A 13,674-nucleotide genomic window follows, 5' to 3' on the forward strand; every position below is an offset into this window, starting at 1 on the left:
TGTTGTTCGCTAATCTTTTAAAATTTCGTTTTCTTTATTTTCACTTTCGCCTTGCAAAGGTGAAAATTAGGAGTATTCCCCTGTCCGGTCGGTAATCGCTTTTTTCTACTTTATCACGTTTAAACAATATTATTTATTGATAACCACTATCTTATTTCGATGTTAAGGGTACATCTATCACATCCCAATCGATAAGCTCCGAGTCAAAACCGGAACCTCCTCCCTCGGGCTCCACATCGGGCAGCCGCTCGGGCAAGTCCACCTCCACTTCGAGAGCCGTCGCCCCATGCTGCCCCGGCAGATACCGGATCAGCCCGGTAACATTCGCCTGCTGGTGCACAACGGTCCGGTCCCTGTCCTTCAAGATGAAGAAAAAGTCCATTGCGATCTGACGGTCGGGCTGGGGAGTAAGCGACGAGGGCTGTTGGCCCGGGATCCCGAACGTGCGGACAGTGGTTGAAATCGTACCTGCCGTGGTCGAGCCGGGGTTATAGGTTCTGTTGTTTATGGTGAACTGCTGGCTAACGGCCTGCAGTGTACTCCTGTCCCCGCTGAAATTATAGGCCCCCGCCATCCCGTTCAAATCGATCAGTGCCGGCATACGAGCATTATTCAAACCCTCCACATGGACAGTGACATTCAATTCGTGCACCTTACGTTCGGGTATCAATCCTACCAGGGCTTCGATGGATTCCTGCATCCCCGGAGAAGGCGTCTGCCCTTCTGGATTCTGGGTATACCTGACCATTGCACAACTCACTTCGAAATCACGTACCGTAACCGAAGCCAGGATATCCGGTTCGTAAACGTACGGAACATCGCCCGACCTTAACGGTACGGTGGGGTTGGAATTGATCGTGGCGTACGCTTCGAGTGTCGACAGATTCTCATATCCGCGTATACCGACCCCATATAGCTGTCCCCGGATCTCATTGAAAACGACAACCGTGTAGGCCCCTTCGGGCACATAGGCATAGGTCTGTATCCGGTTGGCGCTGTTTTCAAACCGGTGTTCCAGAACCAATTTGCCGTCATTTTTGCTGTAAAACAATGCGGTTACGTTTTGCGGGGCTATACCGGCTTTCTCCCACAGCGTTCCCATGGGGATAACGGCACGCAGACCCACCACTTCTTCAATAGGGCGGCGGCAACTGCAGAAGAGCAGTGCGACGGCCAGCATCAATACTGTATATTCATTGTATATGCGTTTCATTATTCGCTTTCTTACTTGCGGTAACCGCGGTTAATCATCCATACCAGGGATACCTTCAATTGGGTCGGACCAACCCAGTGGAAGTTCCCCCGGTTCTTGAGAATAAGGTGCCACTGATCGTCCTCTCCGCATTTTTTGGCAGTGTATTCCCTGTACTTGCTTCCCATATATCCTAAACCGAGCGAATACTCCATCCGCCAGTTTTTGCTGATGCTGTGGGCAAAACCTCCGGTAATACCCGCTGAAACAAACTCGCCCTGATATCCTTTTGTCTTCCATTCCACATCATAATAACCACCGCCCGCATATAGACCCGTAAACCATCCCGTCATTTGACTGCGTCCTGTACGCTCACCCCACCAGTAACGCAATTCCAGGTTCCCGTTCAGCACTTCCAGGGCGTGTTGTTTTTTTTCCCAAAGCCACCACGGGAACACCCATTCCGTAGCCAATGACCAGCGCTGCCCCATAGGTATTTCGATACCGGCATTGACCGCAGCTCCTAAATCGTACAGAAGGTTGGTTTTTATCGCAAAAAGCGGCTTGCGTGCCATTGTCGTCAACGATGGGATTGACAAGGTGTCGCTCGGATCGTTTACCGGATCAGTGCCAGCTTCCGGCACCACCACCTGCCCGGGAAAATCAATAGTCGTTTCTATCGCGGTACTGTCTGGCGGGACGGGTACTGTGACAAACTCTTCCTGTTGCTGTGCTTTTTCGGGATTTTCTTCCTTTAAGTAGAATACAACGCTTGTTCCCGACCGCATAAGCCTTGCAAAGTTGCGTGTCAGGTAATTCTCTGTTGCGCCGCCGCCCAGACGCTTTATCTGAATGAACTTCGATTCTTCATCAAGCGGCATCGAAAGTATGCGCAGAAGATCATCCCTGTATGGAACCATCCTGTCAAGTCGGACCTGTTCGAAAAGGTAGCCCCAATTGATAACCGACGGTTTTATAAATATTTTCTGTTCATTCAACTCCACATCGGGGAATTTCCATCGGATATGACTTCTTACCGCCATGGCACGTTCGTACGATAAGCGTGAATTGGTCCGGAACGATCCGATAAGGGACGAGCTTCCTTCGATGACAATGGAATCCAGTGCGGAGCTAACCGTTATATCCCGGAGTATTTCTTCCAGTTTATTCAATTCGGCCTGGTTGGTGCGGTACTCCCGCATCAGAAGCGAACTGTTGTTGGCAAAATAAAATACCGCAGTCAATGTATCCTGCCGGTGCCCAGGAGACGCGGCATAGCTGTAGTTTGTCGCCCCAAAAAACAGCGTCATCGAGGCAAACATGAGCGTGCGCCATAATATATATCTGTTCAATCTGTTCATTTTTTTATTAATGTGGTGCTGATAATTATAAAGAGTACAATATATTCGTGTTCAATCGGTTTCAGGAGTACAGAGAATACCATAACTGGTTGCGGATAAACTCTTTAAATTTGATTATCTGTGATTAGCTGAAGTTTAGTGAAAAACGCTGCAAAATTAGACTTTGTTATGCTTGATTTTGTGGTAATTAGCTGTAATATTAGTGTTTTGGTTAAGTGCCGCGAATCAGAAAAACGATTAATTATCAGCAACATACACATGATTGACAATTATATAATGTTAGGTATATGTTATGTAGTATAGTAGGTCTCTAATTCGATTGATTGGAGGTAGATGCAGATTGAGAAAGGATATGGGGCTTAGTTGCACGGAAAATGCATACTTTTGGTATACAATTCGAATCCATATAGCCGCGTGTAACTTTCACGAATGAACGGCAATTGTCAACATGTTTAAGGGATTGTTGTTTTTGTGACGGAAATTATGAAACAGACTATAATTTTGACATTATGTCTCTTGGGGTGCTGTGTGGCGTCCGGAGAATCATTGGCGCCAGACTCGCTTTTCATCAGGTTGGATGCGTCTATCGCTAACCGTTCGTTTTACATAGAGCAAAAGAACGATACATTGATCGAGCTCAAGAACCGGTTGCTCAATGCTGCTTCGCTGGAACAGAAATATGAGCTTTCCAAAGAATTGGTCTCTCAATACAGCAATTATGAAAACGCCCCCACGTTATATTATGCCGACCAATGTCTGGAAATAGCCAGGCAATTGGGCGACCGGAACCTCATTACGGAATCTCTCCTGCGCCGGGCAAACTACCTGCGCTTTTCAGGGCTTACACACGAGTCCCTCTCCATTCTGGAATCAATTGATCCCGATAAGCTGCCCGTTGAATTACGGAAAACGTATTATAAAGTGTATATGCACGTATGCCACAGTTACACCAAGCTTCAGAATGATTCTCACTACAGGGATAAATACATAGAGCTGGCACTTCGGAATGCGGATTCATACCTGGCCTTGGAAAGAGGCGATGAATCGGAATATTTAAGTGTCCAGGCTTACAAATTTTATTTGGAAAAAAATTACCAACAAGCCATCAATACCATTAAAACCCTGCAGAAAAGGGATGACGTCAAGCCTTATCTGAGTGCCGAATATCTGTATTATCTGGGGTTGGTTTATCTCGAACTGGGAGATAACTATAAGCGTGTGTCTCTCGAAGCATTCACAAGAAGCGCGATAATTTCCAATGAGTTGGCTATGACAAATTTGCTGTCACTTTTATATGTAGGCAGATTGCTGATCAATTCTGACAATCCTTACGCACACATGGCCGATGAATACATAAATGTTGCCGTCGAAGATGCGGTTATCTTCGGAGACAGTTATAGAGCGGACCTTATCAAATCCACCTATTATTACACATTGCAGATCAATCTGGAGAGAGCTGAAGCGCGCAAAAAAACGTTAGAAATAGTCGCTGTTGTCGTTTCCATCTTTTTAGTGACGCTGGGGTTTTGTCTGTTTTTGTTGCTGCGCAGCAACAAGGAGAACAAAAACAACCGTAAAAAATTGTCGGTAACGAATGCCCGCCTGCAGGATTCCGCACTGAGGATGGAGGCATATCTTAAATTATTCATCAACCGAAATTTAGTACAGATAGAAAAGGCAGAAAAATACAAAAAGCAGCTATTGAAAATGCTAAACGGCAGTACGTCCTGCGAAAAAATAAAGCAGGATATATCCTCTATGTTCGATATGAACGAGGATTATAATAGCCTATTGGCCGATTTCGACAAATCGATCACCGACCTTTTCCCCCATTTTGCCGACGAGGTCAATAAACTGCTCAAGCCGGATCAGTTATATACGTACGATCAGAATTCGGCCAATAAATTGAATACCGAGTTACGTATATTGGCGCTGGTAAGACTGGGAGTTGCCGATAACAAGCAGATCGCCTCCTTTTTCCGTATTACGCTCCAATCGGTGTATAACTACAGGAGCAAGGCCCGGGGCCGGGCCGTAAACGAAGATACCTTCGATGACGATATAATGAAGATTTTATAGACTGAATTTTGGTAATGGGGGATTACGGGTAGACGAAACTGCTTAGCCGGCTTAAACCTCGCCTAAATTCGCATTCGAAGGGTATTTGCTGTTAATTCCGGAGGTATTAAAGATCCCCAGGCGGATCACATAAGGCTCCTGCCGGATTACATTTTAAAATATTAAAAATAAGCCTCTTGCACACGACATTATCAGTTTTCATAACAGATACGATACGGGATCTATACAGAGTCTCGTAATGACTATATTAATGATGTCCTGTGATCTCTGGCAGAATCACATTAGTCGTTCCTTCGTAAACTTCATGCTGCTTATAGTAACCGCCGCGCACTGGGCATTGCTTTTCGCCATTTCATGTATTTCCCGCAAGGATGATCTTTCCTCTGTTCTGTCGAAAAATTTCTTTGGCTTATATTTGATCTTGAAATAATCGAGCTGCGCTTTGTAGTTGTCCTGTGACGTGAGACAAGTATCGAGCAGATATTCTTTGATTTGCGGCCACTACTGAAGTCCCCCGACAGTAAAACATCTTCAGTTCATCGGTGATGATGAACGGAACGAAACCGTTTGCCAGACACTCTTTGAACATAAGCAGGCGTCCTACGCGCCCGTTGCCGTCCTGGAACGGGTGTATCACCTCAAAACGCTGATGCAGGTCGATCACATCCTCAAATGTTTTTATCTTCTTTGCATTGTATTCTTTCAATAAGATTTTCATTTTTTATGTACCTCCGCAGGTGTGGTTTGAAAAGCCCTCACATACAATGACGGACGATATATGATTGCAACCGTACAGCAGAAAACATCCACCCCACCTACACCACATTTTCGCAAAATGCTGTCAAGCGGTTACCGGAGCGAAAATCCGAGATAGAAGTGAGGGTAAATACTTCCATTGCTCTCATCCACGGAAAACAGGATGAAAAGACTAACGAAACTCATTATCTAACCCGCCTATTTTCATTCACCATTTTCATCCGATCCAAACCGCCAAAACAAAGCCGCCCTTTTTCGTATCCGGAAAGAGCCGGATACGAAAAAGGATGGCTCCGACAGCGTCGAAGGTCGGTTAGTCTCTTATCATTGTCAGCAACATCTTGAAGCGGGTGACCGCACGCAGGGAGTGTTTCACTCCGGCCGGCATAATAACCGACTCCCCTCTCTTCAAACGCAACGGCTGCCCAGCGAGCACAATTTCCACCTCGCCTTCCAGATTCTGCACCAATGCATCGAAGGGGGCAGTGTGTTCGCTCAAGCCCTGCCCTTCATCGAACGAGAAAAGCGTAATATTACCCGCGTCGTTTTTCAACACCTGTTTGCTGACGACACCTCCGTCCGCATAACCGACCATATCAGCCATAATCATAACGGAGGATTTCGGGAAAGTCTCTTTCATAACGTCTTATTTTATTGAATCCAGTTTTTCATATCGTTTTCCACATCGGAGATTCCGCCGATTCCGAATTTTTCGACCAACACCTTGGTTACGTTCGGAGAGAGGAAAGCAGGGAGCGTCGGGCCGAGGTGAATGTTCGTGATGCCCAGGCTGAGCAGGGCAAGCAGTACGATCACCGCCTTCTGCTCGTACCAGGCAATGTTGTAAACGATCGGCAGGTCATTGACACTCTTCAGCCCAAAGGCCTTTTGCAGGGCCAGTGCGATCATCACCAGCGAGTAACTGTCGTTGCACTGTCCGGCATCGAGTACGCGCGGAATGCCCCCGATATCCCCAAGCGGCAGCTTGTTGTAACGGTACTTGGCGCAGCCGGCCGTTAGGATTACCGTATCTTTTGGCAGCGCTTCAGCGAAATCGGTATAATACTGGCGGGATTTGAAGCGTCCATCACATCCGGCCATCACGACGAATTTACGGATCGCTCCCGATTTCACGGCCTCCACCACTTTGTCGGCCAATGCGATCACCTGGTTGTGGGCGAATCCTCCGACGATCTCACCCTGTTCGATCTCGGTCGGCGGAGCGCACCGTTTGGCATGTGCGATCAGCGCGGAGAAATCTTTCGGCTTGCCCTCCTGCCGGTCGGGAATGTGGGTTGCGCCGGAAAGCCCCGACGAGCCGGTCGTATAAATCCGGCCGGCATAGGTCGCATTTTTGAGCGGAGGCACGATGCAGTTGGTCGTGAAAAGGATCGGGCCGTTGAATGTCGCGAACTCCTCGCGTTGGCGCCACCAGGCGTTGCCGTAGTTGCCGACGAAATGCGGGTATTTCTTAAATGCCGGATAGTAATGGGCCGGCAGCATTTCGCTGTGGGTATAGACGTCCACGCCGGTTCCGGCCGTCTGTTCGAGCAATTCTTCAAAATCCTTCAAATCATGTCCGCTGACGAGAATACCCGGATTTTTGCCCACCCCGATATTGACTTTAGTGATTTCGGGATTGCCGTAGGTAGTCGTATTGGCTTTGTCGAGCAGTGCCATGGCTTTGACTCCGCATTCGCCAACGTTCAGAACCAGCGCCGTAAGCGCGTCTGCATCGATATCCGGGCGGCAGACTTCGGCAAGCGCATTTTCGATCATCGCAAAAATATCGGGATCGGCAAATCCGAGGTTCAGGGCGTGCTCGGTATAGGCTGCCGCACCTTTTACCCCGTAAATAACCATCTGTTTGAGCGAACGGATATCTTCGTTTTCCATGCTCAATACGCCGACCCTCTCTGCTGCCGATTCATACCGGTCCGGGGCAGGATGGAACGCTACCTCCGGCAGCGAAGGCAACCCGATGCTGCGTTTTTTCGCCGTCCCGATCAATTCGTTTTTCATCGAAAGAGCTTTGTCGATACGCATTTTAAGCGCCTCATCGTCGAAATTAGCGTTGGTAATCGTACTGAACAGCGCGTCGATTATCTGGCGGCTGGCCTTCTCTTCGGCTGCGCCTTTATCGCGCAGGGCTCGGTTGACAATCGCCTCCCCGCGAACGGCATACAGCAGTACATCCATCAATTCGGCCGTCCGGGGCAGCTTGCCGCAAACTCCCTGTATCGTGCAACCTTTTCCTCCGGCCGCTTCCTGACACTGAAAACAGAACATTTCCATAATTGTTTTGTATTTAGTGAGTAATTAGATCCATTGGTCGTCGATTACCTCGCCGCCGGCCGAGAGGACGACCGTTTTGACTGGAATGTGCCTGCGGGCCTTTTCCCGCGCCTGTCGGGCGATCTGCACCAATCCCCGGCAGCAGGGGACTTCCATGACGAGCACGGTCAGCGTATTGATTTTCGCTCCATCGATCATTTCCGTCAGTTTGCCGACGTAGGTCTGCGTGTTGCTGTCGAGCTTCGGACATGCGATTGCCAGCGATTTCCCGCGCAGGAAACGATTGTGGAAATCCCCGCAGGCAAAAGCGGTGCAATCGGCCGCCAACAGCAGGTCGGCATCCCGGAGGAACCCGGCCTGCGGATTGAGCAGATGAAGCTGAACCGGGAATTGCCGCAGTTCAGAACATCGTAACTCCCCGTACGGAGCGGCGTTTGGTGCCGGGGCCGCTGCGAATCCGGCTTGCGGCCACCTGATCTCCCGCGCCATCGTTCCCGGACAGCCGCAGGCGAGCGGTTCGTTCCGTCCGGCGGTATCCGGCCGGAATGAACCGGACACGCAATTTCCACTCGACTCCGAAGTAATCCCGATTTTTTTCGGATCAACATGTATGCCGCGTTTTTTCAGGCAATCCAATCCCTGCGCAACCCACTTGTGTTCATTGTGTTCGTGCAGGTGCCTGAGGTGCGCGATGAGAACGGCTTCACCTTTCGGGGCGAGGCGCTCCATGACGGCCTCCTCATCGTAGGGGGCCGCCTCACGCTCTTCGAACGCGATCGCCCCCACCGGGCACTCCCCGATACAGGTGCCGAGGCCATCACAGTAAAGGTCGCTGATCATGACCGCTTTACCGTCAATCAGTTGCAGGGCTCCTTCGTGGCAACCGTCGATGCAGTTTCCACAGCCGTTGCAAAAGGCTTCGTCTATTCTGATAACCGTGCGTTTCATTTTTTCGTGCTTTTTGTTTCAGGCAAAATTATGGCAACAGACAGCCAACAAGTGTCACTATTGTTACACTCGAAAAAATTATTCTACCTTCGCATACGCACCGACAAGAGACTGCTATGGACTATTCGGCATTGACCCACATCCCCCTGTTTGGGCAGATAACGCCCGATGAGCTCGAAGGAATCTTCAATGAATTGAACATTCATGAAAACAGCTTCAAGAAAGGCGAGATTCTCGCTTTGCAGGACGAACCGGCAAACCGGCTTATCATCCTGCTCAAAGGGAGTGTCAAGGCCGAAATGACCGATCCGTCGGGGAAAGTGGTCAAGGTGGAGGATATCGAAGCCCCCAACCCGTTGGCGGTCCTGTTCCTGTTCGGGCGGGACAACCGTTTCCCGGTACAGGCCACCGCGCGGGAGCACGTCGAAGCGGTCGTAATCCCTAAGCAGTCAATCCTGAAAATGCTCTCCATGAACGAAACGATCCTGAAAAACTACCTCGATATTTCGGCCGATTTTGCCTCCCGGCTGAGCCGGAAACTGCACTTCATGTCATTCCGCACGATCCGGCAGAAGACCGCCATGTACCTGCTGCACCTCGCTAAAGTATCCGGCACGGAGACGGTCGAACTGGACAAAACGAAAGCCGCTTTGGCCGAATATTTCGGGGTGTCGCGCCCTTCGCTCGAACGGGAGATGACCCGTATGCAGCAGGAGGGGCTCATCGTCGCCGAACGCCGCAGGATAACGATCTCCGACAAACGAAAATTAGCTCAACTTCTTCATTGTATATTCACTTTAGTCATTATACATTTAAATACCTAAGAGATCAGAGTATGGAATAAGTCCGATTTTTCATTAGTCTGCGAGACCGGAAAAATATTCCGACCCCATACTCTTTACACCAGAATCCGGATAGTTCGTTGCATGGACAGCCGAAAACATCTTGCATCCGAAGGTTTTATTCCGTATTTTTGTCATAAGGAACACCCTTTGAAGGTATTGTCTGCAAGAGCCATCATCCCAAACTGCTCGCAATATATTAAGCTAAAATTTTCGATCCCATGAGAATCTCCCGCCTCTTTCCTCTTTTGAGCGCCATGTTATTGCTCACCGCTCCGGCCTCAAAAGCCGGGAAAACCGCACAAACCGGACGGTCGGCACTGGCTTGTCCAACGTGCTGCAAGACATGTTGCACGCCTGAGTTGTCGAAATTGCCCCGGGAGGTTTTCTCAGGCGTCCGGGGACCGTTCCATGTGCAGGGTATCACAGTAGACCTCAAAAACGGCTACATGTATTTTTCGTTCACCACCGAACTGCTCAAAACGGACCTGCAAGGCAAGCTGATCGGCAGCGTGAAGGGCATGACAGGCCATCTGGGCTGCCTGACGGTCAATCCTGAAGACGGCCGGGTGTACGGTTCACTGGAGTACAAGAACGATGAAATCGGTCGCGGCATCCTGCGCCAACTCAACAAAGAAGGCAATGGGGAAAATCCATCGGACGCCTTTTACGTGGCGATCTTCGATGTCGATAAGATTACGCGGCCCGATATGGATGCGGAAACAGACGGCGTGATGACGGCCGTTTACCTTAAAGAGGTCGTGGACGATTATTATGGAACGGCCGTCAACGGCGGCCGCGAGGTGAAACACCGTCTGGGCTGCTCGGGCATCGACGGCATCTCGTTCGGACCCGCATTCGGCGCACCGAAAGGGAGCAAACCCTACCTCAATGTCGCCTACGGCATTTACGGCGACACGACCCGTAGCGACAACGACTACCAGGTGATCCTGAATTACGATCCCGAGACCTGGAAACAATACGAACAGACGCTCACGCAACAGGCTCCGCACCGGAGCGGCCCGGCGGCTCCCGACCATAAATATTTCGTTCGCACGGGCAATACCTCTTACGGCATCCAAAACCTCGCTTACGACTGTGCGTCCGGAAACTGGTACGCCGCCGTATACCGGGGCAAAAAAAGCCAATATCCGAACTATTCGCTCTTCGTGATCGACGGTTCGAAAGCCCCCCGGAAAGAGACGCTCGCCGGATTCGACACCCCGGTCGAGGGCGAAGTGCTTTCATTGGTGCAGGAAGGTGAAAACGACCCCGCCAGCGGCATCCGGGGCTGGCAGTTCGAATGGGGGACCACGGGCCTGTGTCCGATCGGAGGCGGCTATTTCTACATTTCACACCAGGACGGCGGCCCCGGCGGCAAACTGCAGAGCAGCACGGTGCACCTCTACCAATGGACGGGCGACTCCAAAGAACCGTTCCGGCTGGTGGAATAATCCAGCGCCCCCCTATATACGAGCTACCATCCATCACACCGGACTGTAAAGAGACAACCGAAAGCATGACAATCGAGGAAAAAGGGAAGCCGGTCAGCGATGCAGACCGGCAAATGTTAAACGCCCGGGTCGAACAGGCAGGCGAACTGTTCGGCAGCGGCTACAACTGTTCGCAATCGGTAGTCGCCGCTTTTGCCGACCTGTACGGCGTGGAACGCGAGTTGGCGCTGAGAATGTCCGCCCCGTTCGGCGGAGGTATCGGTCGTATGCGCGAAACCTGCGGTGCTGCATGCGGACTTTTCATGCTGGCCGGACTCGAAAACGGATCGACCGAGGCGGGCGACAGAAAAGGTAAGGGCAACAATTACAAACTGGTACAGGAACTGGCCGCCGAATTCCGGCGGCGCAACGGTTCCTGCGTCTGCCGCGAACTGCTGGGCATCACGACAGGCGCTCCGCTCTCCCCTACTCCCGAAGCACGAACGGAAAACTACTATAAAAAACGTCCCTGTCCGGAAATCGTCCGCGAAGCGGCGGCCATCTACTGCGACCACCTTTGCGGGGTATCGTTCCGAGGTGACGACGGAGACGAAAACGCAAGCGGGAGCGGAAAAGGGAATCGGGACGAGAACGGATAACAGGACCTGAATACCGGCAACCGGTTATACGGCAAGGGGCATTCCCGTCAAAGGAATTCGAGCGCCGCACCCTCGGGCGTGACGACGACCGACACCCGGCGCCCCATATAGAGGCTCATATTCGGACTGGCGTGCCCGGCGGGAAAGCCGAAAATTACAGGTACCCCCAAAGATGCCGTATAGGCGTTGATCAATGCCTCGGCATCCGCACCCCACTCCTTCTCGAACTTCATTTTGTTGAAATATCCCACCACGACGGCTTTGGCTCGCGCAAGCTGGCCGCTGCGCTTCAGGTTCTGCATCATCCGGTCTATATGGTAGATATTTTCCCCTACATCCTCGATAAAAAGCACCGAGGGTTCGTCCATATCGTTATCCAGGTCGGTACCGTTCAGCGCATAAATCAGCGACAGATTGCCGCCGACCAGCCGTCCTTCGGCCCGGCCCGGCCGGTTATAAGCATGCGGCGGCGTACGGTAACCGCCGATCTCCCCGAACAGGGCGTCCCGCAACGAAAGTGCGGAGGTATCGGTCTTCAGGGTATCGGTTCGGAACAGGACGGGCATTGTGCCGTGGATCGATTCCACACCGATCTTCCGCAGCGCCTGATGCAAGACCGTCACATCGCTGAACCCGGCCAGCCATTTCGGATGTTTCCGGAGCACTTTCAGGTCGAGATGGTCCAGCGTGCGTATCGCACCGTAGCCCCCTTTGTAGAAAATCACTGCCCGGACGGAGGGATCATCGAGTGCCCGCTGCAAATCACCGGCACGCTCCCGGTCGGTTCCGGCAAACCAACCGCTGTCCCGGCTGAAAAGGTGTTCGCCCAATTTGACCGTCAATCCCCACGAAGCGATCGTACGGATAAACGACGTATCGACCTTTTTCGGCAATTTGGACGACACGGCTACGACGGACACCGTATCACCGGGCCGCAGGAACGGCGGGCGCAGGTAGGAGTGATGCTCCGGTTGTCGGGACACATCGGCGCCGGCACGCGGCGTTCCCTGGAAAAAAAGCAGAAAAAGGCCGGAAAGCAGCAACCCTCCGGCATATCGGCGGCAATTCATATCGTTTGGCTGTAATTTAGTATAATCGGGTTGCAAAGGTACGAATAATCCGGCACAAGGATATACGGTATCACAGAGACGGGCAGAATTTGGAAAAGTGTCGAAAAAATGTCAATTTTATCTTCCGATTCGGGAAAACCCGGTATCTCCCGCAAAATTCACCTGACATGAAAAAGATTCCAGCCCTTTCCATATCGCTGGCCGCAGTATTATTAACACTCTCCGCACTCCCGGGGTTCCGCACGCCGGTCGGTGCTGCACCACCCGCAACACCGGGCGCCCCATCGCAACCTGCCGCAGGCAAGACGGTCGTGCTGACTTTCGACGATGCCGCCGCCAGCCACCGGACCGTAGTCGCACCGCTCCTGAAAAAGTACGGTCTCGGGGGTACATTCTTCGTCTGCGAATTCCGCGGATTCGAAAACAAGGAACACTACATGAGCTGGGAACAAATCCGGGAATTGTCGGAAATGGGTTTCGAAATCGGCAACCATACCCGCTCCCATCCGGCCATGAGCAAGCTCGACCGTGAACAAATAGAGGAACAAATCCGCTACATCGAGGATAAATGCGCGCAATACGGCATTCCCCATCCGACGACGTTCGCCTATCCGGGCTACGACACCAGCGCGGAAGGCATTGCCCTACTCCGGGAACGGGGTTACCGCTATGCGCGTCACGGCGGCGACCGGCCTTACCTGCGGGACATATCCGACCCGATGATGGTCCCGAGCTACTCGATCAACCACAAAACCGGGCACACGCTGGCCTATGTCCGCCAAGCAGTCGAAGCTTGTCCGGAGGGGGGCGCAGTAGTTCTCTGCCTGCACGGGGTACCCGATCTCGCACACGATTTCGTCAGCACGTCGCCCAAAGAGTTCCGGAAGATCCTGAAATACCTGAAAAAGCAACATTGCCGGGTTATTCCGCTCCGGGACCTGCAATGAACGGCAAAAATCACAAAACGGAGGAACAGATACGCAAAAAATGGGCGACACAATCCTGACAACCTGACAATTATCCTCTGTCGCACGGATTT

General features: G+C 51.5%; 11 protein-coding genes and 1 pseudogene. 5 read left to right on the plus strand and 7 right to left on the minus strand.

Translation table 11 applies throughout. The annotated features are described in order from the left end of the window. Positions 1-151: 151 nt before the first annotated feature. Both NQ495_RS04220 and NQ495_RS04225 read right to left on the minus strand, forming a co-directional pair. Positions 152-1,213: a DUF5119 domain-containing protein gene (locus tag NQ495_RS04220; protein ID WP_009134202.1), complete on the minus strand. Its 1,062-nt coding sequence runs from the start codon at positions 1,211-1,213 to the stop codon at positions 152-154. 11 nt (positions 1,214-1,224) lie between these two features. Then, positions 1,225-2,553 carry a DUF3575 domain-containing protein gene (locus NQ495_RS04225; RefSeq protein WP_009134201.1) on the minus strand — a complete coding sequence of 443 codons (1,329 nt, stop codon included), beginning with the start codon at positions 2,551-2,553 and terminating at the stop codon, positions 1,225-1,227. A gap of 483 nt (positions 2,554-3,036) precedes the next feature. On the opposite strand from NQ495_RS04225, the gene NQ495_RS04230 reads away from it, so the two are divergent. Next, positions 3,037-4,632, plus strand: a complete 1,596-nt coding sequence (locus tag NQ495_RS04230) for a DUF6377 domain-containing protein (RefSeq protein ID WP_009134200.1) — start codon at positions 3,037-3,039, stop codon at positions 4,630-4,632. 411 nt (positions 4,633-5,043) lie between these two features. On the opposite strand, the pseudogene NQ495_RS04235 reads toward NQ495_RS04230, so the two are convergent. From NQ495_RS04235 to NQ495_RS04250, 4 genes and pseudogenes are all read right to left on the minus strand, one after another. After that, positions 5,044-5,350, minus strand: a pseudogene (locus NQ495_RS04235) (Fic family protein); the annotation flags it as partial. A 351-nt stretch (positions 5,351-5,701) separates the two neighbouring features. Next, positions 5,702-6,028 (minus strand): cupin domain-containing protein, encoded by a 327-nt coding sequence (locus NQ495_RS04240; RefSeq protein WP_009134198.1) that lies wholly within the window; start codon positions 6,026-6,028, stop codon positions 5,702-5,704. A gap of 11 nt (positions 6,029-6,039) precedes the next feature. Continuing rightward, positions 6,040-7,683, minus strand: coding sequence for a hydroxylamine reductase (hcp, locus tag NQ495_RS04245; RefSeq protein WP_040294520.1), 1,644 nt, complete (start codon positions 7,681-7,683; stop codon positions 6,040-6,042). Positions 7,684-7,707: 24 nt separating this feature from the next. Beyond that, positions 7,708-8,631 carry an ATP-binding protein gene (locus tag NQ495_RS04250; RefSeq protein WP_009134196.1) on the minus strand — a complete coding sequence of 308 codons (924 nt, stop codon included), beginning with the start codon at positions 8,629-8,631 and terminating at the stop codon, positions 7,708-7,710. Between the two features lie 116 nt (positions 8,632-8,747). Here NQ495_RS04250 and NQ495_RS04255 point away from each other — a divergent pair, with 116 nt between their 5' ends. The 3 genes from NQ495_RS04255 to NQ495_RS04265 all read left to right on the plus strand — a co-directional run bounded on the left by NQ495_RS04255 (position 8,748) and on the right by NQ495_RS04265 (position 11,565). Further along, positions 8,748-9,455: a Crp/Fnr family transcriptional regulator gene (locus NQ495_RS04255; RefSeq protein ID WP_009134195.1), complete on the plus strand. Its 708-nt coding sequence runs from the start codon at positions 8,748-8,750 to the stop codon at positions 9,453-9,455. A gap of 467 nt (positions 9,456-9,922) precedes the next feature. Then, on the plus strand, positions 9,923-10,927 hold the full coding sequence (locus NQ495_RS04260; RefSeq protein ID WP_232208912.1) for a hypothetical protein: 1,005 nt from the start codon (positions 9,923-9,925) through the stop codon (positions 10,925-10,927). A 65-nt stretch (positions 10,928-10,992) separates the two neighbouring features. After that, positions 10,993-11,565, plus strand: a complete 573-nt coding sequence (locus NQ495_RS04265) for a C-GCAxxG-C-C family protein (RefSeq protein WP_009134193.1) — start codon at positions 10,993-10,995, stop codon at positions 11,563-11,565. Between the two features lie 47 nt (positions 11,566-11,612). Here NQ495_RS04265 and NQ495_RS04270 read toward each other — a convergent pair whose 3' ends face one another. After that, entirely contained in the window at positions 11,613-12,635 is a 1,023-nt protein-coding gene (locus tag NQ495_RS04270; protein ID WP_009134192.1) for a S66 peptidase family protein, read from the minus strand. 167 nt (positions 12,636-12,802) lie between these two features. On the opposite strand from NQ495_RS04270, the gene NQ495_RS04275 reads away from it, so the two are divergent. After that, entirely contained in the window at positions 12,803-13,582 is a 780-nt protein-coding gene (locus NQ495_RS04275) for a polysaccharide deacetylase family protein (RefSeq protein WP_009134191.1), read from the plus strand. Positions 13,583-13,674 lie beyond the last annotated feature (92 nt).

The sequence above is a fragment of the Alistipes indistinctus YIT 12060 genome (genome assembly GCF_025144995.1).
Lineage (GTDB): Bacteria > Bacteroidota > Bacteroidia > Bacteroidales > Rikenellaceae > Alistipes_A > Alistipes_A indistinctus.